General features: G+C 65.8%; 19 protein-coding genes. 12 read left to right on the forward strand and 7 right to left on the reverse strand.

The genetic code is table 11. The features are described 5' to 3' along the window. Nucleotides 1-117: 117 nt before the first annotated feature. On the reverse strand, nt 118-774 hold the full coding sequence (locus G6N68_RS07830; RefSeq protein WP_163710023.1) for an ACT domain-containing protein: 657 nt from the start codon (nt 772-774) through the stop codon (nt 118-120). Nucleotides 775-1058: 284 nt separating this feature from the next. On the opposite strand from G6N68_RS07830, the gene gatC reads away from it, so the two are divergent. The 6 genes from gatC to G6N68_RS07860 all read left to right on the forward strand — a co-directional run bounded on the left by gatC (nt 1059) and on the right by G6N68_RS07860 (nt 7425). After that, on the forward strand, nt 1059-1358 hold the full coding sequence (gene gatC, locus G6N68_RS07835) for an Asp-tRNA(Asn)/Glu-tRNA(Gln) amidotransferase subunit GatC (protein WP_163710026.1): 300 nt from the start codon (nt 1059-1061) through the stop codon (nt 1356-1358). Beyond that, nucleotides 1355-2839, forward strand: a complete 1485-nt coding sequence (gene gatA / locus G6N68_RS07840) for an Asp-tRNA(Asn)/Glu-tRNA(Gln) amidotransferase subunit GatA (RefSeq protein WP_163710029.1) — start codon at nt 1355-1357, stop codon at nt 2837-2839. Before gatC ends, gatA begins: the two co-directional genes overlap by 4 nt. Before the next feature lie 130 nt (nt 2840-2969). Continuing rightward, a complete protein-coding gene (locus G6N68_RS07845; RefSeq protein ID WP_163710032.1) occupies nt 2970-4001 on the forward strand; it encodes an ATP-dependent 6-phosphofructokinase in 1032 nt (343 codons plus the stop codon). A gap of 247 nt (nt 4002-4248) precedes the next feature. Beyond that, nucleotides 4249-5196: an AAA family ATPase gene (locus G6N68_RS07850; protein ID WP_205351462.1), complete on the forward strand. Its 948-nt coding sequence runs from the start codon at nt 4249-4251 to the stop codon at nt 5194-5196. Between the two features lie 58 nt (nt 5197-5254). Continuing rightward, entirely contained in the window at nt 5255-6763 is a 1509-nt protein-coding gene (gene gatB, locus G6N68_RS07855; protein WP_163710036.1) for an Asp-tRNA(Asn)/Glu-tRNA(Gln) amidotransferase subunit GatB, read from the forward strand. Nucleotides 6764-6819: 56 nt separating this feature from the next. Beyond that, nucleotides 6820-7425, forward strand: coding sequence for a flavin reductase family protein (locus G6N68_RS07860; protein ID WP_240355692.1), 606 nt, complete (start codon nt 6820-6822; stop codon nt 7423-7425). A gap of 28 nt (nt 7426-7453) precedes the next feature. Here the strand turns inward: G6N68_RS07860 and G6N68_RS07865 are convergent, their stop codons facing one another. Further along, the gene (locus tag G6N68_RS07865; protein ID WP_163710039.1) at nt 7454-8575 is read right to left on the reverse strand and encodes a PQQ-dependent sugar dehydrogenase; all 1122 of its coding nucleotides are present in this window, start codon (nt 8573-8575) and stop codon (nt 7454-7456) included. A gap of 241 nt (nt 8576-8816) precedes the next feature. On the opposite strand from G6N68_RS07865, the gene G6N68_RS07870 reads away from it, so the two are divergent. The 3 genes from G6N68_RS07870 to G6N68_RS07880 all read left to right on the forward strand — a co-directional run bounded on the left by G6N68_RS07870 (nt 8817) and on the right by G6N68_RS07880 (nt 11849). After that, a complete protein-coding gene (locus G6N68_RS07870) occupies nt 8817-9668 on the forward strand; it encodes a DoxX family protein (RefSeq protein WP_163710043.1) in 852 nt (283 codons plus the stop codon). Nucleotides 9669-10044: 376 nt separating this feature from the next. Then, the gene (locus tag G6N68_RS07875) at nt 10045-10386 is read left to right on the forward strand and encodes a DUF4333 domain-containing protein (RefSeq protein ID WP_163710047.1); all 342 of its coding nucleotides are present in this window, start codon (nt 10045-10047) and stop codon (nt 10384-10386) included. After that, on the forward strand, nt 10383-11849 hold the full coding sequence (locus G6N68_RS07880; RefSeq protein ID WP_163710050.1) for a neutral zinc metallopeptidase: 1467 nt from the start codon (nt 10383-10385) through the stop codon (nt 11847-11849). Before G6N68_RS07875 ends, G6N68_RS07880 begins: the two co-directional genes overlap by 4 nt. Here G6N68_RS07880 and G6N68_RS07885 read toward each other — a convergent pair whose 3' ends face one another. Continuing rightward, the gene (locus tag G6N68_RS07885) at nt 11850-12227 is read right to left on the reverse strand and encodes a PH domain-containing protein (protein ID WP_205351271.1); all 378 of its coding nucleotides are present in this window, start codon (nt 12225-12227) and stop codon (nt 11850-11852) included. It lies immediately after the preceding gene. Nucleotides 12228-12476: 249 nt separating this feature from the next. Between G6N68_RS07885 and G6N68_RS07890 the strand changes: the two genes are divergently transcribed. From G6N68_RS07890 to ilvC, 3 genes are read left to right on the forward strand one after another with little or no spacing between them, the layout of a single operon-like run. Continuing rightward, nucleotides 12477-14333: an acetolactate synthase large subunit gene (locus G6N68_RS07890; RefSeq protein WP_163710053.1), complete on the forward strand. Its 1857-nt coding sequence runs from the start codon at nt 12477-12479 to the stop codon at nt 14331-14333. Further along, nucleotides 14333-14848, forward strand: coding sequence for an acetolactate synthase small subunit (ilvN, locus tag G6N68_RS07895; protein WP_163710056.1), 516 nt, complete (start codon nt 14333-14335; stop codon nt 14846-14848). Before G6N68_RS07890 ends, ilvN begins: the two co-directional genes overlap by 1 nt. Before the next feature lie 30 nt (nt 14849-14878). Next, complete coding sequence (gene ilvC / locus G6N68_RS07900) at nt 14879-15880, forward strand: ketol-acid reductoisomerase (RefSeq protein ID WP_163718332.1); 1002 nt, start codon at nt 14879-14881, stop codon at nt 15878-15880. A gap of 131 nt (nt 15881-16011) precedes the next feature. Here the strand turns inward: ilvC and wrbA are convergent, their stop codons facing one another. The 4 genes from wrbA to G6N68_RS07920 all read right to left on the reverse strand — a co-directional run bounded on the left by wrbA (nt 16012) and on the right by G6N68_RS07920 (nt 21704). After that, nucleotides 16012-16614, reverse strand: coding sequence for an NAD(P)H:quinone oxidoreductase (gene wrbA, locus G6N68_RS07905; protein ID WP_163710059.1), 603 nt, complete (start codon nt 16612-16614; stop codon nt 16012-16014). Then, a complete protein-coding gene (locus tag G6N68_RS07910) occupies nt 16611-18044 on the reverse strand; it encodes a phytoene desaturase family protein (RefSeq protein WP_163710063.1) in 1434 nt (477 codons plus the stop codon). The genes wrbA and G6N68_RS07910 overlap by 4 nt, the downstream gene beginning before the upstream one ends. A gap of 45 nt (nt 18045-18089) precedes the next feature. Further along, nucleotides 18090-19835 (reverse strand): glycosyltransferase, encoded by a 1746-nt coding sequence (locus G6N68_RS07915; protein ID WP_240355416.1) that lies wholly within the window; start codon nt 19833-19835, stop codon nt 18090-18092. Between the two features lie 69 nt (nt 19836-19904). Further along, a complete protein-coding gene (locus G6N68_RS07920; RefSeq protein WP_240355417.1) occupies nt 19905-21704 on the reverse strand; it encodes a glycosyltransferase in 1800 nt (599 codons plus the stop codon). Nucleotides 21705-21958 lie beyond the last annotated feature (254 nt).

The raw sequence follows: 21958 nt of genomic DNA on the forward strand, positions 1-21958 counted from the left end.
TTCTTGTCGCGCGGCGTACGAAGCAGCGTCACAACAGCAATGCTCTGTGCCGCCCGATCGGCATTTTCAATATATCGCGCCGGGCGCAGCGCTTTTGACGTTCAGCGCGCCGGCTATTTAGCGCAGCATCGTCGCCACGATACCGGCCAGATATCCCAGCCTTGCGACCTCCGAAGGCCGGAATTCGGGGCCCGGACGGCCCAGTACCACCGCCGTGTGCGGGTCACCGAGGGGCGCGGCGACCATGGTGGTGTCCATGTCCCGCCAGGCCTTGGGCACCCAGTCGGCGCCGCCGTCCAGCGTCGCCGCTTGCTCGATGGGTAGCCACGGCGCGGAATCGGCCCGGGTCTCGGGAGCGCCCGGACTGCCGGCGAGCCGGTGGACCTCTCCCTCCGAACTGCGCAACACCGTGCACCAACTCACCCGCAGCACCCGTGGCGCCTGGTCGACCAGAACCTGCAGCTTTGACTCGTTGCCGCCGGCGGTGGCGACTCGATCAAGCAGCTCCAACTCCCGATGGGCTTCCAGCAGCCCGGTGTGCGGACGAACGCTATCCACCCGCACGCCGTTGAGCGACTCGGCGGCCGTGATCAGGGTGTCGGGCATGGCGCCCGGGGGAAGCTCGATCACCAGGTCGTCGATCGCATACCCATTGCTGCGCTCGACCACGTCCAGCGAGAGGATGTCGGCGCCCACCGAACCCAGCGCAACCGCGAGCGACCCCAGGCTGCCGGGCCGGTCGACGAGCACGATGCGCAACAGATACGAAGGCACGGCCAACACTGTGACACAGCGGCGTGTCTGGGGCATTTCGAGGTCTGCTGGGCAGCGGCGGTCCGCATGTCAGAGCGCCGTCGACCATGAAGTCACAGGGGAAACACCCGCCACAATTTCCTGTTCAGGCGGGTGATCTGCAATCTGACATCGCATGCGCCAGCACTCTCGCCAGCCGATCGTGCCGACTCTTGGCGGTGCTGCAGTGGCCGGTGTGACCAGCGGTGCCAGCGGTACCCGGCCTGCTCATCGGAGTCGGCGCCGCCCGACTAGGCTTTTCGCTCGTGTCCCAGATCTCCCGCGACGACGTGGCCCACCTGGCCCGGCTTGCCCGGCTGGCGCTGACCGAGACCGAACTGGATAGCTTCGCCGGTCAGCTCGATGCCATCTTGACCCACGTCAGCCAGATCCAAGCCGTCGACGTCACCGGCGTCGAAGCCACCGACAACCCGCTCAAGGACGTCAACGTGATGCGCCCCGACGAGATCGCACCCTGCCTGACCCAGCAGCAGGCGCTCGACCAGGCTCCCGAAGCCGTCGACGGCCGCTTCGCCGTTCCCCAGATCCTGGGGGAGAGTCAGTGACGGACATCATCCGACTGGACGCCGCCACGCTGGCCGCCAAGATCGCCGCCAAGGAGCTGTCCTCCACCGAAGTCACCCAGGCCTGCCTGGATCAGATCGCCGCGACCGACGACCAGTACCACGCTTTCCTGCACGTCGCCGCCGACGAGGCGCTGAGCGCGGCGAAAGCGATCGACACCAAGCTGGCCGCCGGTGAGCAGCTGCCCTCGGCGCTGGCCGGGGTGCCACTGGCGCTCAAGGACGTCTTCACCACGGTCGACATGCCCACCACCTGCGCATCCAAGATCCTCGAAGGCTGGCGATCGCCCTACGACGCCACCTTGACCGCGAAGCTGCGCGCGGCCGGAATCCCAATCCTGGGCAAGACCAACATGGACGAGTTCGCCATGGGTTCGTCTACCGAGAACTCCGCCTTCGGGCCGACCCGCAACCCGTGGAACGTCGACCGGGTACCCGGGGGCTCCGGCGGCGGCAGCGCGGCGGCGCTCGCCGCTTTCCAGGCGCCGCTGGCCATCGGGTCCGACACCGGCGGGTCGATCCGCCAGCCGGCGGCGTTGACCGCGACCGTCGGCGTCAAACCCACGTACGGCACCGTGTCCCGCTACGGGCTGGTGGCGTGCGCCTCGTCGCTGGACCAGGGGGGCCCGTGCGCGCGCACCGTGTTGGACACCGCGCTGTTGCACGAGGTGATCGCCGGCCACGACCCGCGTGACTCGACATCCATCGACGCCGAGGTGCCCGATGTCGTCGCGGCTGCCAAGGCAGGCTCGGCCGGTGATCTGCGTGGTGTACGGGTCGGTGTGGTGCGCCAACTGCACAGCGGTGAGGGCTACCAGCCGGGAGTGCTGTCGTCCTTCGAGGCCGCGGTCGAACAGCTCAAGGAACTGGGCGCCGAGGTCGGCGAGGTCGACTGCCCGCACTTCGACTATGCGCTTCCGGCCTACTACCTGATCCTGCCGTCGGAAGTGTCGAGCAACCTGGCGCGTTTCGACGCGATGCGCTACGGACTGCGGGTCGGTGACGACGGCACGCACAGCGCCGAAGAGGTGATGGCCCTGACCCGGGCCGCCGGTTTCGGCCCAGAGGTCAAGCGGCGCATCATGATTGGTACCTACGCCCTGTCCGCCGGCTACTACGACGCCTACTACAACCAGGCGCAGAAGGTGCGCACGCTGATAGCCCGCGATCTCGACAAGGCCTATCAATCCGTCGACGTGCTGGTGTCTCCCGCGACGCCGACGACCGCCTTCCCGCTGGGCGAGAAGGTCGACGACCCGCTGGCCATGTACCTGTTCGACCTGTGCACGCTGCCGTTGAATCTGGCCGGCCACTGCGGCATGTCGGTGCCGTCCGGGTTGTCGCCCGACGACGGGCTGCCGGTCGGCCTGCAGATCATGGCGCCGGCGTTGGCCGACGACCGGCTGTACCGGGTGGGGGCGGCCTACGAAGCCGCCCGCGGCCCGTTGCCTACCGCCATCTAGGCGCCATCTAGGTTCGCTCGCGCGGCGCGAGCGGCCGCAAAATCGCCCCTGATCGGGCCGATTTGGTGGATTTTGTGTCTGCTCGGCAGTCCGGCGCGCCACCTGGGACGCGGGGAGGCAAGATGAAGACATGCGGATCGGAATTCTCACTGGAGGCGGCGACTGTCCCGGTCTCAACGCCGTCATCCGAGCGGTAGTACGCACCTGCGACGCCCGGTACGGCTCATCGGTCGTCGGATTCCAGGACGGTTGGCGGGGACTGCTGGAAAACCGGCGCATGCAGCTGAAGAACGACGACCGCAACGACCGGCTGCTGGCCAAGGGTGGGACGATGCTGGGCACCGCGCGGGTGCACCCCGACAAGTTGCGGGCCGGGTTGAACCAGATCATGCAGACCCTCGACGACAACGGCATCGACGTGCTCATACCGATCGGCGGCGAGGGCACACTGACCGCGGCGCACTGGCTGTCCGAAGAGAATGTGCCCGTCGTCGGCGTACCCAAGACGATCGACAACGACATCGATTGCACCGACGTGACTTTCGGCCATGACACCGCCGTGACGGTGGCCACTGATGCCATCGATCGGTTGCACAGCACGGCCGAGTCGCACCAGCGGGTGATGTTGGTGGAGGTGATGGGACGCCATGCCGGGTGGATCGCGCTGAACTCAGGATTGGCCACCGGCGCACACATGACGCTGATCCCCGAGCAGCCCTTTGACGTCGAGGAAGTCTGCCGGCTCGTCAAGCGCCGCTTCCAGCGTGGGGATTCGCACTTCATCTGTGTCGTGGCCGAGGGCGCCAAGCCCATCGCCGGTTCGATCTCGTTGCGCGAAGGCGGAATTGACGAGTTCGGCCACGAGCGGTTCACCGGGGTAGCCGCGCAGTTGGCCGCCGAGGTCGAGAAGCGGATCAACAAGGACGTCAGGGTCACCGTGCTCGGCCACGTCCAGCGCGGCGGGACGCCCACGGCTTACGACCGGGTGCTGGCAACCAGGTTCGGGGTCAACGCTGCGGACGCCGCGCACGCGGGGGAGTACGGCCAGATGGTGTCGCTGCGCGGTCAGGACATCGGCCGGGTGCCGCTGGCGGACGCCGTTCGCCAGCTCAAGCTGGTACCGCAGAGCCGCTACGACGACGCGGCCGCCTTCTTCGGCTGACGCGGCAAACCCCACTCGTGCCTGAGTGTGGCTGTTAAACCAGCCGCTGCCTCGACTTAAACCTCCAGCAGGTTTCTGGTTGTTTAGAACCGGCTATATGGCATATATGAGTGACCGCGGTGGCCGCGGACCTTATCGCGGAGGCTTCGAACAGGTTGCTCCACCGGCACGGCCGGGGACGCCGGGGATGGCTTATGGCCCCTGGCCGTCGCCTACGGCGCCGACTCCGGCCGGGATCCCGCTGCGGATGCCTCCGCGTGAGCGCGGGCCGGGCGGCACCTCTCTTGACGTTCTGGAACATCGCACCGAGATGCCCGCGAGCCCGACTTGGCGCGACCGCCTCTATCGCCTCGCCCACATGGACGCGATCCTGGGCAACCGGGCCGCCTACGAGCGCGGCCTGCAAGACGAAATCCGCACCGGGTTGGGCAGCGCGTTCTCGATCGCCGTTCTCAACCTCAAGGGCGGGGTAGGCAAGACCTCCGTCGTCGAGGCGTTGGGCTCGACCTTCGCCGAGGTACGCGACGACCGGGTCATCGCCGTCGACGCCGACGCCGATGCCGGCGACCTCGCAGACCGGCACGGGCGCAAGTGCGCGCTGAGCATGGCCGACCTGGTATCGGCAAACGGGGTGACCCGCTACGAGGACGTGCGGGCGCACACCTTCATGAACGGCTCGGGCCTCGAGGTGCTCAGGTTGCCCGACTACGCGCACAGCAACTGGCGCATGGAGCGCCAGGACTTCGTCAAGACGTTCTCGATCCTGCGCAACCACTATTCGGTCGTGCTGGTGGACTGTCCCAAGGCGCTGCGATCCAACGTCATGGAGGCCGTGCTGCCGGAGTCGCGGGCCTTGGTCGTCGTGACCAGCACGTCGATCGATGCCATCCACAAGACCAGAACGACATTGGAGTGGTTGTACAACAACGGATACCAGCGGCTGGTCCGCTCGACCGTGCTCGCGGTCAACCACGTCGAACCGACCAAGCTCGACCTGGTCGCGGGCAAGGAACTCGAGCAACTTGCGGCTCACGTCGCCGCCGCGGTGATGGTGCCGTTCGATCGGCACGTGCGTAAGGGTCGCGACATCGCGCTGGAACGGCTCAGCAAGGAGAGTCGGTACAGCTATCTCGAGATCGCGGCGGCCCTGGCGCGGCTGTTCCCCAGGCGACACGAGGGCCCGACGCGCGCGTAGCGCTTCGCCCGGGTCAGGGCGCGCAACGGCCGCAACGGCCCCCACTAGGATTTGGGCCATGACTGCTGCCACGGCCGACCTGCTGGATTACGACGAGGTCATAGCCCGCTTCGATCCGGTGCTGGGCCTTGAGGTGCACGTTGAGCTCTCCACCGCGACCAAGATGTTCTGCGGCTGCGCCACGACGTTCGGCGCCGAACCCAACACACAGGTGTGCCCCGTGTGTCTTGGCCTGCCGGGATCGCTGCCGGTAGTCAACCGGGTGGCCGTGGAGTCGGCTATCCGGATCGGGCTCGCGCTCAACTGCGAAATCGTGCCGTGGTGCCGCTTTGCCCGGAAGAACTACTTCTATCCGGACATGCCAAAGAACTACCAGATCTCGCAGTACGACGAGCCGATCGCCATCAACGGATACCTCGAAGCTCCACTGGAAGACGGCACCACCTGGCGGGTGGAGATCGAACGAGCGCACATGGAGGAAGACACCGGCAAGCTCACCCACATCGGCAGCGAGACGGGCCGCATCCACGGCGCGACCACCTCGCTGATCGACTACAACCGCGCGGGCGTGCCGTTGATCGAAATCGTCACCAAACCCATCGTGGGCGCCGGGGAACGGGCGCCACAAATCGCGCGTGCCTATGTGACGGCCTTGCGAGACCTGTTGCGGGTGTTAGACGTATCCGACGTCCGTATGGATCAGGGTTCGATGCGCTGCGACGCCAACGTGTCGCTGATGCCGAAGGGGGCAGCCGAATTCGGCACTCGTACCGAGACCAAGAACGTCAACTCGTTGAAGAGCGTCGAAGTCGCGGTGCGTTACGAAATGCAGCGTCAGGCGGCCGTTTTGGTAGCCGGTGGTCAAATCACTCAGGAAACCAGGCACTTTCACGAGGCCGGCTACACGAGCCCGGGACGGGCCAAGGAAACCGCGCAGGACTACCGGTACTTCCCCGAGCCGGATCTGGAGCCCGTCGCGCCCAGCCGGGAGCTGGTGGAACAACTGCGTCAGACCATCCCTGAACTTCCGTGGTTGAGCCGCAAGCGAATTCAGCAGGAGTGGGGCATCTCCGACGAGGTGATGCGGGATCTGGTGAACGCGGGCGCCGTCGAATTGGTCATGGCGACAGTCGAACACGGGGCGCCCAGCGAGCAGGCCCGGGCCTGGTGGGGCAACTTCTTGGTGCAGAAAGCCAATGAGGCCGGTGTGCAGCTTGACGAACTATCGATAACCCCGGCCCAGGTCGCCAAGGTGGTTGCGTTGGTCAACGAGGGCAAGCTCTCGAACAAGCTGGCCCGGCAGGTTATCGAGGGCGTGCTGGCCGGTGAAGGTGAGCCCGAGGAGGTGATGACCGCCCGCGGTCTGGCGCTGGTGCGCGACGATGCGCTGACGCAGGCGGCGGTCGACGAAGCCTTGGCCGCCAATCCCGATGTGGCGGAGAAGATTCGCGGTGGCAAGGTGGCCGCGGCAGGGGCGATAGTCGGCGCTGTGATGAAGGCCACTCGCGGACAGGCCGACGCGGCGCGGGTGCGTGAACTGGTGTTGGCGGCCTGCGGGCAGGCCTGAAAGCGCCTGAATATCCCCCTGATATTTAGGTAGATCGCTAGAGACCGGCAGAAAGACTGTCGCAATGCTGCGCGCGGCCTCATGATGGTGACGTGATCGATGAATCGTTCGATGACTTCCTGACGATGCTGGACGGCCCGGTGTACGTGGTGACCACGGCCGCCGACGGCCAGCCCTCCGGCTGCCTGGTGACTTCGGCTGCCCAGACCAGCGTGCAGCCGCCGAGCTTCATGGTCGGCTTCCACTACGCCAACCCCACCGCCGAGGTGGCGAGCCGATCCGAGTACGTGGCAGTCCATCTGCTGCCGCGCCACGCGCGGGTACTGGCCGAGTTGTTCGCCAAGTTGTCCGACGAAGACAAGTTCCAGCGGTGCTCCTGGCGTGCCGGGCCCTTCGGTATGCCGATTCTCGACGACGCCGTCGGGTGGTTCGTCGGCAAAACCGCCAGTCGGAGCCCGGTGGGCGACCACATCGCCTACCTGGTTGAGCCCGTGAGCGTGCACGCCGGTGAGGTGCCCGAAGAGCTGCTGTACCTGTCCGACATCGACGACTTCGTCATCGACGACGACGGTGGCCACTTGGACCCGCAGAAGCTTTACAAGGCGCAGTCGCGGGAAACATCGAATCGATACGGCATGCGGTTCACCCTGGACGTGCCCTAACGGCACACCCTCGACGCGGCGTGACCGGTTAGGTCTTGTCGTCGTTGTTGCGCGGGAAGCCGCCGCCCTGCGGGAACAACGGGAACACCACGTCGTCCAGCTTCTCGGCGTCACCGGCGGTCTTGTTCACCGTCGCGCCCCAGACATTGCCGTCCGGCGACATCCGCAACGCCCACGCGTGCGCATGAGTGTCTTTGCGCACGACATCGGGTTCGCCCGTCACCGCACCCGTCTTGGATGCGAGCCGGACGGCCACCGTCAGCTTGGTGTTGATCAGGTTCACCAGCACGGTGCCGTCCATTGCCGCACATCCGGCCACCCCGGGCTTGTCCGGCCACGTCCAGACCGTCGAGACTTCGGACTTCTTGGTGATCCGCTGCAATCGGTCCGCCGTTGGCGTGCGGTCAACGACATACAGCGAGCCGTCGATGGGGTCGATGCACATGCCGCCGCCCGCACCGACGCCGGACAGCGCGGTCGTGGGGGGCGCTTGGCCGATCGTGGTGGGCTGTTCGATGCGCAGCACCTTGCCCGCCAACGAATTCGGGTCCGCGGCCATCGCCGGGTTGCCCGCGTCGCCGGTCATCACGACCAGCGTGGTCGGGCTGGTGAAGATCAGCGCGCCGGTGTTTCCGGTGGCCCCCTTGGGGATCCCGGTCAGGATGTCCTTGGGGACGTCGCCGTCGGCGATCCGGATGACCCGGTTGTCGGTGGGGGTGCTGATGTAGGCGTACATCAGCCGGTCCTGGGAGTAGGTAGGCGACAACACAATGTCCATCAACCCGCCATCACCCGACGGATCGACGGGGATGACCAGCTTCACCTTCGGTTCGGCGCTGACCGAGATCTCCTTGACGGCGCCCGTGGTGCGCTCGGCGACCAGCGCGGTCTTGCTGTCGGCGCCCATGATCAGGCCGCTGGTGCTCTCCAGGCAGCCCTGCATTACTCCCGGGGCCGGACACGCTTTGGGGAAGGGAGTCGGCGGCAGCGGCGGCGGCGGGGGCGGCGACGAGGTGGACGGGGGCCGGAGTTCGGGCTCGGTGGTGAAGGGTTGCGACTGGGCGTCGTCGAACCGCGCGCAGCCACTCAAAACGAGCGCCGCCGTGCACAGCACGGCGAACCCGCCACGAACCGACTGCGCTACTCGCATGACCGACAGGCTACGGGAATTCGCGGAATGTGCTGGCACGCGCCGCCCTGTACAGCAGCGATGAGCGAGGGCCGACACCGCGCCGGACGGGCTGAGGCAGGCCGGACACCGCGCGAATTGCGCGTCAGTTCGGCCTGAATAACCGGGTTTGCACCCTTTTGGCAGCCCAACTGCGGATTTAACCGGCCAAAGCGCGGCTCAAATCCCAGATTCGAGCGAAATTGCCCTTACTCTGGCACGGGTGACCAGTTCGAATGACTCACCTTGGCAGCGCCCGGACGGTTTGCCTGCGTCCCCTGCACCTGCAGCGGGGGGACGTCCCGCCACGGCAAGTCTGGTCGATCCGGAAGACGACCTGACGCCAGCCGGGTACGCGGGTGAATTTGGGACCGCTGGAACCACCACCATCATTCCTCCGTACGACCCGGCGAGCTCTGGTGTCAGTTCGTCTTACAGCCTGGTCGACGCGCAAGAGCCGCTGCCGTACGTCCAGCCCCAGCCGGGCCGGCCGGTGACGCCAGCGCCCGTCCCGATCGATCTGGACGACGACGAGCGACGTGCGGGAGACCGGCGTGGCACGCAGGACTTCGGCTTGCTGATACTGCGCCTGGGACTCGGCGCAGTGCTCATCGCTCACGGCCTGCAGAAGCTGTTCGGCTGGTGGGGTGGCTCCGGCGTGCACACGTTCAAGAACGCGCTGACCGACGTCGGCTACCAGCACGCCGACATCCTGGCCTATGTGAGCGCCGGCGGCGAGACGGTCGCGGGGTTGCTGCTGGTCCTCGGGTTGCTCACGCCAATCGCCGCCGCAGGGGCACTGGCCTTCCTGATCAACGGGCTGCTGGCCACCGTCTCCGCGCAGCCACGTTCGAACACGTTCGCCTACTTCCTCCCCGATGGCCACGAGTACCAGATCAGCCTGATCGTGATGGCCGCGGCCATCATCTTGGCCGGCCCGGGCCGCTACGGTCTCGACGCCGGTCGCGGCTGGGCCCGTCGCCCGTTCATCGGGTCCTTCGTCGCGTTGCTCGCCGGAATCGCCGCGGGCATCGGCGTCTGGGTGTTCCTCAACGGGGTTAATCCGCTCGCCTGATCGACGTTTGCCAAGGGTCCGAATTTTGCGCTTTGCGCGGCTGACCTGATGACTTAGCCTGAGAGTCTTCTGCACGCGTTGTCGTCGGTATAGGTCGACCTTGGGGGAGATGGTGAGCACGCCCCGCGATTACAACCAGCGTCCCTGGCCGCAGCGGCCGGACTCAGGCCGGCAACCCGGGTGGGACCCTCGGGCCGCGACCCAGTACGGTCCGCCGCCGCAGTGGAGCCCGCCGCGCCAGCCGCCCCAGCCCCCAACGCAGTGGGGTCCGCCGCCGCGACAACACGTGCCGCCCCGCCAGCCCCCCAGTCCTCCGACGCCTCCTCCTCCGGCTGCGCCCAGCACACCGAAGAAGAGCGGGTCGAATAAGAAGCCAATGCTCGTCGCCGCATCGCTCGTCGCGGCCGTGATCGTCGCGGCGGTCGTCGCCGTCGTGTTGATGTCCGGAGGGGTCGGCAACAAGGACGTCAAGAAGATCGCCGTCGCCGACGTGCAAACCGAGGTACCAAAAGTGTTGGTGGACAGGACCAATGGGTATGTCGCCGGGGATATCAAGGACGTCAGGTGCAACGACGGCAAGGATCCGACGGTGAAGAAGGGCGACACCTTTACTTGTACCGCCAGCGTGCGCGGTAAGCAGCATCAGTTGACGGTGACGTTCCAGGATGACGACGGAACGTACGTCGTTGGGATGCCCCAGCTGGATGGTGGCAAATGAAGCCGCGTTGGGTCGGGGCGATCGCCATTGCCGGGTGCGGCTTACTCGCGCTGACCGGCTGCAGCAGCTCACCGGGTAAGACGACCATGATCAGCGGGCGGGCGGTGTCGGCGCTCTACGATCCGGCCCAGGTAGGTGGGTTGCCTCTGAGTGAGGGTGCCAGCGGACCGCGCCCGAATGCGCCGAAACCGACCGGAACCGTTCAAAACAGCGACGGTGGCGAAATCGACCGGTTGGCGCTGCTGGCGCTCAACGACATCGAAGACTTCTGGAAGCAATACTGGCCGGACGCCGCCAAGAAACCCTTCAAGGCCGTCACTGATTTCGTTTCTTACGACTCGGAGGATCCGGACAGCCCAACGGTGTGTGGTTACCCGACCGCCGGGGCGATCAACGCCGCGTACTCCCCGCGTTGCAATAGCGTCGAATGGGACCGCGGCCAGCTGTTCCCCGCGGCGAAGAAGTTCTTCGGGGATATGGCGGTAGTCGGAATTCTTGCTCACGAGTTCGGGCACGCGCTGCAGAACAACGGGGGCCTGGTCAACGTGCGCAGGACGCCGACGATCGTCAAGGAGCAGCAGGCGGATTGCTTTGCCGGCGTTTATCTTCGGTGGGTCTCGGAGGGGCACTCGCCGCGCTTCAATCTCACTACCGGTGATGCGCTGAGTCACGTAATTGCCGGCATGTTGAAGATTTCCGACGGAATCGCGACCGAAAGGGAATACGAGGAGTCGCAGCAGTCCGAGCACGGCTCCGGGTTCGACCGGGTCAGCGCGTTCCAGATGGGTTACGACAGTGGGTCTGCCACGTGCGCAAAGATCGACTCCGCCGAAATCAAGAACCGTCGTGGGGATTTGCCGGTGGCGCTGCCGGATGGCGCAGGCGAGGGCGAGGTGGACGTCGACGAAGACAACATCGGGACCCTGATCGAAATTCTCAACAAGGTCTTTTCGCCGAAATCGCCGCCCAACGTGTCTTACACCTCCACGACGTGCTCGGACGCCAAACCCACCAAGGGTGCCTCCTACTGCCCGTCGACCAACACCGTGATCGCCGACCTGCCCACATTGCAGGAGATCGGCAAGCCCGGTGGCCGCGGAGGGATGACGGACCCACAGATGTTGCAGGGCGACAACACCGCGTTGTCGATCGTCGCGTCGCGGTATGTCCTGGCGGTTCAGAAAGAACGGGGGCTGCCGCTGGACACGGGGGTGGCCGCAGTGCGGACCGCGTGCCTGACCGGGGCCGCTCAGCGCGGCATGGCTCAGCCCGTCAGCGTCCCGTCCGGCAAGCAACTGGTGCTGACGGCTGGAGACCTGGACAAGGCCCTCATCGGGATCCTGGTGAATGGCGTGGCCGCCAGCGACGTCAACGGCGAGAACACCCCGGCCGGCTTCACCCGGGCCAACGCTTTCCGGGCGGGTGTGCTGGACAACGTCGACGAATGCTTCAACGGGATCTGATCACCGGTACGGGTTGGGCACCCGTCCCGCGCTGGCCTCGGTCAACTGCGGCAGCGTCGAGAAGGTCACCGCGGGCAGCCGCACTTCGGTTCCGTCCTTGAGCTGGGCGCGCGCCCAATTGCCCCGGTGAAACCGCAGGCCGTCGATCTCCTCCCAGCGCACCGCGCGGCTACCGAACAGCGTCCGCACCGTCACCCCCTGCTCGTCGGCCACGGTGCGCAGGCGGGCGATCATCGCCGACAGCACCAGCGGGATGAGCAGCAGGGGAGCGCTCAGCGGCCAGGTCAGCACCGGAATCAGCAGGCCGAGGGTCAGAAATCCGACGGCGAAGTGCGCCATCGGCGACACTTTGATCACAACCGGGGATTGAGTAGCCACCCGAGCATCATTTCACCGTGCCCATCGCGGCCCTCGCTCAAGCACCGGATTTGACTCCTGAGCTGTACGAAGGCTACCGTCGAACGCTATGGAAACCGGGATGCTCGTAGTAATTAGTCGGCGCGTTGGTGCCTGACTAGCTCTCGAGCACCAACGCGACCCTCGTACAGCAGCTGAGCTGACGAGGGTTTTTTCTTGCCTCAAGCTAATTCCAGACCGAAAAAGACTGAAAAAGGACGAAGGGGACCAGTGAGCGCTCCAACAAAGCCACCGGCACCGACATCGACGCCGGCCCGGCCGAAATCGGCCAACGGCGCCAAGCCCCCGGCGGCACAAACGAAACGTGTTGCACCGCAACAACTTACCGGCGCTCAGGCGGTCATCCGGTCATTGGAAGAACTCGACGTCGACGTCATCTTCGGGATCCCCGGTGGAGCGGTCCTGCCGGTGTACGACCCGCTGTTCGACTCCCAGAAGCTGCGCCACGTTCTCGTCCGCCACGAGCAGGGCGCCGGTCACGCCGCCAGTGGCTATGCCCATGCCACCGGCCGGGTCGGGGTGTGCATGGCCACCTCGGGTCCGGGTGCGACCAACCTCGTGACGCCGTTGGCCGACGCACAGATGGACTCGATTCCGGTGGTCGCCATCACCGGGCAGGTCGGACGGACCCTGATCGGGACCGACGCCTTCCAGGAGGCTGACATCTCGGGCATCACCATGCCGATCACCAAGCACAACTTCCTCGTCCGCACCGGCGACGAGATTCCCCGGGTGATAGCCGAGGCGTTCCACATCGCGGCTTCCGGACGCCCGGGCGCGGTGCTCGTCGACATCCCCAAGGACGTGCTGCAGGGGCAGTGCACGTTCAGCTGGCCGCCGCGGATGGACCTGCCCGGCTACAAGCCGAACACCAAGCCGCACAATCGGCAGATCCGCGAGGCGGCGAAGCTGATCGCTGCCTCGCACAAGCCGGTGCTGTACGTCGGCGGTGGCGTGATCCGCGGTGAGGCAACCGCTGAGCTGCGGGAATTGGCCGAGCTGACCGGGATTCCGGTGGTCACCACGCTGATGGCCCGCGGTGCGTTCCCGGACAGCCACCGGCAGAACCTGGGCATGCCCGGCATGCACGGCACGGTGGCCGCGGTGGCGGCACTGCAACGCAGCGACCTACTGATCGCGCTGGGCACCCGCTTCGACGACCGGGTGACCGGCAAGTTGGACTCGTTCGCCCCGGAGGCCAAGGTCATCCACGCCGACATCGACCCGGCGGAGATCGGCAAGAACCGCCACGCCGACGTGCCGATCGTGGGCGACGTGAAGAACGTCATCGTCGAGCTCATCGAGATGCTGCGGCACTACGAAGTTCCCGGCAACCTCGAGATGACAGACTGGTGGTCGTACCTGGACGGGGTGCAGGAGACGTACCCGCTGAGCTACGGGCCGCAGAGCGACGGCAGCCTGAGCCCGGAGTACGTGATCGAGAAGCTGGGCGAGATCGCCGGTCCGGACGCCATCTACGTGGCCGGCGTGGGGCAGCACCAGATGTGGGCGGCGCAGTTCATCAAGTACGAGAAGCCGCGCACCTGGTTGAACTCCGGCGGCCTGGGGACCATGGGGTTCGCGATCCCGGCGGCCATGGGTGCCAAGATCGCGGTCCCGGAGACCGAGGTGTGGGCGATCGACGGCGACGGCTGCTTCCAGATGACCAACCAGGAGTTGGCCACCTGCGCGATCGAGGGCATCCCGATCAAGGTTGCGCTGATCAACAACGGCAACCTGGGCATGGTGCGCCAGTGGCAGAGCCTGTTCTACGAGGAGCGCTACTCCCAGACCGACCTCGCCACGCACTCACACCGCATCCCGGACTTCGTCAAGCTGTCCGAGGCGCTGGGTTGCGTCGGATTGCGTTGCGAGCGTGCGGAAGACGTCGTCGACGTGATCAACCAGGCCCGGGCGATCAACGATCGGCCGGTGGTGATCGACTTCATCGTCGGGGCCGACGCCCAGGTGTGGCCGATGGTGGCCGCCGGTACCAGCAACGACGAAATCCAGGCCGCCCGCGGCATTCGTCCGTTGTTCGACGACAACGGTGAAGGGCACGCGTAATGGCAAACGGATCGCCGAAGACGCACACCTTGTCGGTGCTGGTCGAAGACAAACCCGGTGTTCTGGCCCGGGTTGCGGCACTGTTCTCGCGGCGCGGTTACAACATCGAGTCATTGGCGGTGGGCGCCACCGAGCAAAAAGACTTGTCGCGCATGACGATCGTCGTCTCCGTCGAGGAGACCCCGCTCGAGCAGATCACCAAGCAGCTCAACAAGCTGATCAACGTGATCAAGATCGTCGAGCAGGACGAAGAGAACTCGGTGTCGCGGGAGTTGGCGTTGATCAAGGTGCGCGCCGATGCGGGCACCCGCAGTCAGGTCATTGAAGCGGTAAACTTGTTCCGCGCCAACGTGATTGACGTATCCCCAGAATCGTTGACCGTCGAGGCCACCGGCAACCGTGGCAAACTCGAAGCGCTGCTGCGAGTACTCGAGCCGTTCGGCATTCGCGAAATTGCCCAATCAGGAATGGTGTCGTTGTCGCGCGGTCCGCGCAACATCGCCGCCACCAAGTAGCTAAGGAGAAATTCAGCAGTGGCACTAGAGATGTTCTACGACGACGACGCAGACCTGTCGATCATTCAGGGTCGCAAGGTCGGCGTGATCGGTTACGGCAGCCAGGGGCACGCGCACTCGCTGAGCCTGCGCGACTCCGGTGTGCAGGTGCGCGTCGGGCTGAAGGAGGGCTCCAAGTCCCGGCCCAAGGTGGAGGAGCAGGGGCTCGACGTCGACACGCCGGCCAAGGTGGCCGAGTGGGCGGACGTGATCATGCTGCTGGCGCCCGACACCGCGCAGGCCGAGATCTTCGCGAATGACATTGAGCCCAACCTGAAAGACGGCGACGCGTTGTTCTTCGGCCACGGCCTCAACATCCACTTCAATCTGATCAAGCCGCCCGCCAATGTCACCATCGCGATGGTCGCGCCGAAGGGGCCCGGTCACCTGGTGCGGCGTCAGTTCGTCGACGGCAAGGGCGTGCCGTGCCTGATCGCGGTCGACCAGGACCCGACCGGTGAGGGTCAGGCGTTGGCGCTGTCCTACGCCAAGGCCATCGGTGGCACCCGGGCCGGTGTCATCAAGACCACCTTCAAAGACGAAACCGAGACCGACCTGTTCGGTGAGCAGGCCGTGTTGTGCGGTGGCACAGAGGAATTGGTGAAGGCCGGGTTCGACGTGATGGTCGAGGCGGGCTACCCGCCGGAGATGGCCTACTTCGAGGTGCTGCACGAGCTGAAGTTGATCGTCGACCTGATGTACGAGGGTGGCATCGCGCGGATGAACTACTCGGTGTCCGACACCGCGGAGTTCGGCGGCTACCTGTCGGGTCCGCGCGTCATCGACGCCGGCACCAAGGAGCGGATGCGGGAGATCCTGCGCGACATCCAGGACGGCACCTTCGTCAAGAAGCTCGTCGCCAATGTCGAGGGCGGTAACAAGCAACTCGAGCAGCTGCGCAAGGAGAACGCCGAGCACCCCATCGAGGTCACCGGCAAGAAGTTGCGTGACCTGATGAGCTGGGTGGACCGGCCGATCACCGAAACCGCCTGATTCTTACGGCCGCCACGGCGCCGGGCGTCACTCTGATGTGACGCTCGGCGCCGGGCGTCTCTTCAGGCCGGCCGTCACTCTGGCGTGACGCTCGGCGACGGCGGTCACTCTGGCGTGACGGTCGGCGCGCGTTAGCGCGCGGAAAGCCGGTCGGCGACTGAAACCACTCGCTGGGCCAGGTGGTCAAGCGCGTTGGCGGTCGCCTCGTCGAGGTCGTGGATGTTTTCCCGGTTGGCCACCAGGCTGACCCCGTAAGGGTTGCCGTCGACGAACTTCAGCGGATGGGTGTAGCCGGGGGGCACAATGATGCCGCCCCAGTGCATCAGCGACATGTAGAGGCTGACCAGGGTGGTCTCCTGGCCGCCGTGCGGGGATTCCGTCGACGTCCATGCCGCGTACACCTTGTCGGCCAACTTGCCTTGCGCCCATAACCCGCCGAGCGAGTCCATGAATGTCTGGAATTGCGATGTAGTGGAGGCGAATCGGGTCGGTGAGCCGAAAATCACGGCGTCCGCCCACACGACGTCGTCGCCGCTGGCCGCTGGAAGGTCTTTGGTCGCTTCGTAATTCGCCGTCCACGCGGGGTTCTGTGCGAACGCTGCCGGGTCACGCGTTTCGGCAATGTGGCGCACCCGGACCTCGGCGCCAGCGGCCTCGGCCGCCGCTGCGACGCGCTTGGCCATGGTGGTGCCATGGCCGGTGGCTGAGTAATAGATGATGGCGAGTTTCGTCATGGGCTAAGCGTAGGCAATTCCCTGATGCCGAACTCGCGCCGCAACATGGTGCGAGCCGCGAAAAGCCCGGCCATCCCGTGCACCCCGGCGCCGGGCGGGGTCGCGGACGAACACAGGTACACCTTGGGAATTGGTGTGCTCCAAGGGTTTAGCCGTGGCGTGGGGCCGCCAAGCGCGCGTACCAAGTTGGCTCCACCGACGGCGATGTCACCGCCGACGTAGTTGGCGTTATGGTCGGACATCCGCGCGGCGGGCACGCTGCGCGAACCCAGCACGATGTCGCGGAACCCGGGCGCGAACCGTTCGACGACGGCCGTCACGGTCTCTGTCGCATCGACGGTGGATCCAGCCGGCACATGCGCATACGTCCAGAACGGACGGCGACCGCCTTCGTCGATGCGCCCAGGATCGGTGACGTGGGGCGAGGAGCCGAGCACCATCGGGAACTGCGGGTGGCGCCCCGCCGCCACTTCGCTCTCGGCGTGCGCCATCTCCTCGCGGGTGCCGCCGAGGTGAAAGGTCGGCACGTCTTTCAGTCGAGGGTCGGACCACGGGATGTCGCCGCTGAGCACGAAGTCGACCTTGGACGCCGCGCCAGCCCCAAAACTGTAGCGGTGCAAGGCTTTTGCGTAGCGCGATGGAATCGTGTCACGGTACACGCGCAACAATGCGGTAGGCGCCGTGTCGAACAGTGCGACGCCGTCCGGCGGCTCCGTGACCTCCGCGCCGCTGATCACTTCGCCGCCGTGCGCACGCAGGTCGGCGATCAACGCATCCGTGATCTTCTGTGTACCGCCCACCGGAATGGGCCAGCCGACCGAGTGGGCGAGCGTCGCCAGCATCATCCCCGCTCCCGCCGACGCCAGGGAGGGCAGCGGTGTAATCGCATGCGCGGCAACGCCGGTGAACAACGCACGGGCATCATCACCGGACAAAGTCCCCCATGCCGGGCTGCCCTGGGCCAGCATTCGCAGTCCGAGCCGCGCGGAGGTTATCGGCGAACTGGGCACCGATCGCTTGTCGCCCAGCAGGAAGTCCACCACCGCATCGGAGTTCTTCACCAACGGGCCGAGCAGGTGTCGCCACGACGCGCCGTGGTCCAACTCGTCGCAAGTGCGCTTCAGATCGCGATAGGCGATCGCCGCGGGCCGGCCTGGTAGCGGGTTGGCATACGAGATCTCCGGAACGGCCAGCGTCACCCCGCGCGCGGCCAGATCGAACTCGGCGAAAAATGGGGACGCAAAGCCCAGCGGGTGAACTGCCGAGCAAATGTCGTGCAGCACACCGGGAAATTCGACGTCGGGCGCGCTGCGGGCACCGCCACCAAACGTCGGCTGAGCCTCGAGCACCTGCACTTTCAACCCCGCGCGGGCGCAGATCACGGCCGCAGCCAGCCCGTTGGGTCCGCTGCCCACCACGGTGACGTCCATCTATGAATTAGAGCTGATGACGTCGTGGTTGGGAATCCTGGGCAACTACGTCGGGTCCGGCTGGATGCACAACAGCTCATCGAGGCTGGCCGTCGCCAGACCGGCGGCGGCGGCGCGCCGGTTCAACTCGGCGAGGGGATCGGGGTCGTTGGCACGGATACCGCCGACGCGATCCAGTAGGGCGGTGTCGAACATGGCAGGTCCGTACGCCACCCGCTCGCGCAGCACGTAGCGACCCGCGCCGGGCGCTCGCCTCACCGTGTCCGCTGCCGCGCTCGCACCGCTCGGCGTGATCGTGTCGCCGCCGTTGATCGCCACCTGGAACACCTGTGGTTCGGCCTTGAGCACCGCGGTGAGGCGGGCGATCAGGTCTTCGGGTGCAAAGAACAGCCAGCCCTGTCCGAGGTGCAGCCAGAACCGTCCGTGGATCTGAGCGCGCAGATAGGTGAGATGGGTGCCCGGCCCGCTGTCGGGGCCGGCGTCGATGAACTCAAGAAACCCATAGCGCTCAAGAAGGTCGGCCCGATCTGCGGCTGACAGGCCGGCATCGACCACCAAGAAGCGTCCGACCCGCGACACGTCGGTGCAGCTGTTCAGGAATGAGTTCAGGGTCACATCGGTGTCGGCGCGATTCGGGCCGGCGACCAGGCTGACGGTGACCTCAGGATGGCGCGGACTGGCAAAGAGGCGCCGCGCCATGGCCTCCGGGTACCGGGAAGCGGCATTGATCATTGGCGGCCTACACAGGCTGAGGTTGGCCGCTATCCGTTGGCGGTCATCGTCGGGGATGTCAGGGCGGTCCAGAATCCGCCGCCAGAGCGCGAAAGCCTCGGCCTTCTCATTGATCCACGACGCGCACACCGCCTGCTCATCGAGCGAGCGCCAGTTGTAGACGTCGGCGGCGACGAGCATGTCATATTCCGGAAAGGGGACCTCGGCAGCGCGCTTGGCAAACATGTAGCCGGGCTGATAGCGCTGCTGCCTGCGATACCACCGCGCGATTTCATACAGCGGCTCGGCCCGGCTCGGCCGGTTCTCCCAAGCCAACAGGTACCTTTGCTGCACCTGTGCCCACGGCTCGCCGAGTTCCGCCATGGACGCCGCGACCCGCAACAGCGAGTAAAAGACCTCTTGATCCCAACCGCCCATCTCGGCGCGCCGCGCATACCACATCCGCGCGTTGGCGTAATCGCTCAAGCAGAAATAGCTCTGGGCGAGGTAGAAGACGGACCGAGAATCGCTGGGATTGCGTTCGACCTCGGCAAGCAGCAGATCGCGGTCGCTGGCGTGCTTGCGTTTCAGGTCGCTGTTGCGCGCGCCGAGTCGACGGGATTCGACGTAGTAGTCGCCGTCCAATCGGGCGTCACGGAAGCTCACGTCGTCCGCCACGTATTCATGCACAACGCCCACGTAGCGGATCGGCAGCCCGTCGCGGAATACCTGTGGGCGCCAAAAGGTGTTGGTGTACGAGTCTCGGCACCGCAGCCAGATGATGTCGCCGCTGAGCCCGGTGAAGTCGATCGTGCCGGTGATGGTGTCGTCGGCGTCCATGACCCAGATGTAGTCGCCGTGGCCCTGGGCAAGGGTCAGAGCCTCGGTCCGGTTGTGGCCGAAGTTGCGCCAGGGCCGTGCGTGCAGCTCTCCGGGGATGCCGAGCTGGGACATCCGGTTCCGGATGATCTCCTGGGTCCCGTCGGTGGAGCCGGTATCGACGATCACCCAACAGCTGATGTGCGGGGCGACCGCGTCAAGCGCTTCGGTGACGATGTGAGCCTCATTGCGCACGATCATGTTGAGGCAGATTGCAGGGCGATCTAGCATGGCGAGCTCTTAACTCTTGGGCTGTTGGTGTGTTGCGGCTCAGGCGTGGACCGACTGGCGAGTCGGCACCGTATTGACGCACAAGACCTCGTCGAGGCTGGCCGTCGCCAGACCGGCGGTGGTTGCCCGCCGACCCAGCTCGGCGAGGGGATCGCGGTCATTGGCACGGATACCGCCGACCCGGTCAAGCCTCGCGGTGTCGAACATTGCCGGGCCATACGCCACTTGACCACCCAGCACATAGCGTCCGGCGCCAGGCGCGCGGGACACTATGTCGTCTGTCGCGGTCGCACCGATCAGCTTGTCCGCGTCGGTGAAGTTGATCGCCACCTGGTACACGTTTTCCTCGGCCCCAAGCACGCTGGTCAGACGGGTGATCAAGTGCTCCTGGGCATAGAACTGCCAACCTTGTGCCAGGTGTAGCCAGAACCGTCCGTAGATGTGATCCCGAATCTGCGACAGCACGGCGCCGGTAGACGCTCCCACGGCGAGCGGGCAAAACTCCACAAATGGATACCGTTCGAGCAGTATCGCGCGATCGTCCGCACGCAGGCCGGCATCGACCACCAGGTAGCGCCCGATTTGCCGAACGTCGGTGCAGCAGTTCAGCAGTGAGTTCAGCGTCACCTCGACGGCGTCGCGATCTGGCCCTGCGACCACGCTGAGCACCACCTCGGCGTCGCGGCGACGGCCCGTCAGGTCCCGCGCCAGCTCACCGGGGTAAGCGGCGGCCGCTTCGAAGATCATGGGCGCACTGTTGTCGCAGTTGACGGTAATTCGTTCGCGATCTTCGGCGGGAATGTTGTCCTTGGCCAGGATTCGTCGCCACAGCGCCACCGCCTCGGCGTGCTTGTCGATCCATGAGGCGCAGACGGCGGCCTCGTCGAGCGCACCCCAGGTGTAGGTGTCCGCACTGACAAGCAACGTGTCCTCGGTGGGAAACGGAATCTCTGCGGCGTGCTTGGCGAACAGATAGCCGAGGTGATAGCGCTTGTCGAGTCGGTAGCGAAAGGCGATGGCGTACAACGGTTCCGCGCGGGTCGGCCGGAACTCCCAGGCCCTCACGTAGGCGTCCTGTACCTCCGGCCAGGGCGCACCCATCGACCACATCGACTCCGCGACGCGGTACATCGACTGGTAGACCTCCTCGGCCCACCCGCCCATCTCGACGCGGCGCTGGTACCACTTGCGGGCGTTCTCGAAATCGCCCAAGTCAAAGTAACTTTGCGCCAGGTAGTACACCGACCGTGCGTCCTCAGGATTGCGTTCCAGCTCAGCCAGCAGCAGGTCGCGGTCGCTCTCGTACTTCCGCTTCGGATCCCGATTGCGCGCTCCGAGTCGGCGAGAATCGATGTAATAGTCACCGTCGAGTCGGTCGTGGGTGAAATCAGAGTCGACGACGACGTACTCATGGACCACGCCTTCGTAGCGGACCGGCAACCCGTCGCGGAAGAGGTTTGGCCGCCAGTAGACGTCGAAACCTTCGCCATAACGGAGCTGGTAGAGATCCTCGCCCAACTGGCCGAAATCGAGGTTGCCCACGACCTTGTCGTCGGCGTCGAGGACCCAGATGTAGTCGCCGTGGCCCTGGGCGAGGGTCAATGCCTCGGACCGGTTGTGCCCGAAATTGCGCCACGGCCGCTCGTGGAGCTCCCCGGGTATGCCGAGGCGTGCCATGTGATCGCGGATGACGTCCTGGGTCCCGTCATCGGAGCCGGTATCCACGATCACCCACGCACTGATGTAGCGCGCGATGTGGCTGAGCGTTTCGCGGATGATCGCCGCTTCGTTGCGGACGATCATGTTGGCGCAAATCGCCGGGTTTACCAGGAAGGACACGGGCGGATATTACACAGCAAAGGCGGTTGTGGTAAGAGATTCGCGCAAGTAACTATTTGGTCGTGTAATTATTTGATGTGTCGCGAGTCGCCGCCGCCCTCGCGATCCCCGCGGGGTCGATGGCGGTGACCCGCTTCGCCCGGCTCCGCCGCGCTCGCGATCCCCGCGGGGTCGATGGCGGTGACCCGCTTCGCCCGGCTCCGCCGCGCTCGCGATCCCCGCGGGGCCGATGGCGGTGACCCGCTTCGCCCGGC

It is taken from the genome of Mycobacterium bourgelatii (genome assembly GCF_010723575.1).
Lineage (GTDB): Bacteria > Actinomycetota > Actinomycetes > Mycobacteriales > Mycobacteriaceae > Mycobacterium > Mycobacterium bourgelatii.

Bases quoted from the DNA above. Each gene is read 5' to 3' on its own strand.
- wrbA (WP_163710059.1), bottom strand. From the start codon at position 16,614: ATGACGAAACTCGCCATCATCTATTACTCAGCCACCGGCCATGGCACC.
- G6N68_RS07880 (WP_163710050.1), top strand. From the start codon at position 10,383: ATGAAGCCGCGTTGGGTCGGGGCGATCGCCATTGCCGGGTGCGGCTTA.
- G6N68_RS07910 (WP_163710063.1), bottom strand. From the start codon at position 18,044: ATGGACGTCACCGTGGTGGGCAGCGGACCCAACGGGCTGGCTGCGGCC.
- ilvC (WP_163718332.1), top strand. From the start codon at position 14,879: ATGTTCTACGACGACGACGCAGACCTGTCGATCATTCAGGGTCGCAAG.
- G6N68_RS07915 (WP_240355416.1), bottom strand. From the start codon at position 19,835: ATGATCGTGCGCAATGAGGCTCACATCGTCACCGAAGCGCTTGACGCG.
- gatB (WP_163710036.1), top strand. From the start codon at position 5,255: ATGACTGCTGCCACGGCCGACCTGCTGGATTACGACGAGGTCATAGCC.
- G6N68_RS07875 (WP_163710047.1), top strand. From the start codon at position 10,045: ATGCTCGTCGCCGCATCGCTCGTCGCGGCCGTGATCGTCGCGGCGGTC.
- ilvN (WP_163710056.1), top strand. From the start codon at position 14,333: ATGGCAAACGGATCGCCGAAGACGCACACCTTGTCGGTGCTGGTCGAA.
- G6N68_RS07850 (WP_205351462.1), top strand. From the start codon at position 4,249: ATGCCTCCGCGTGAGCGCGGGCCGGGCGGCACCTCTCTTGACGTTCTG.
- G6N68_RS07865 (WP_163710039.1), bottom strand. From the start codon at position 8,575: ATGCGAGTAGCGCAGTCGGTTCGTGGCGGGTTCGCCGTGCTGTGCACG.
- G6N68_RS07845 (WP_163710032.1), top strand. From the start codon at position 2,970: ATGCGGATCGGAATTCTCACTGGAGGCGGCGACTGTCCCGGTCTCAAC.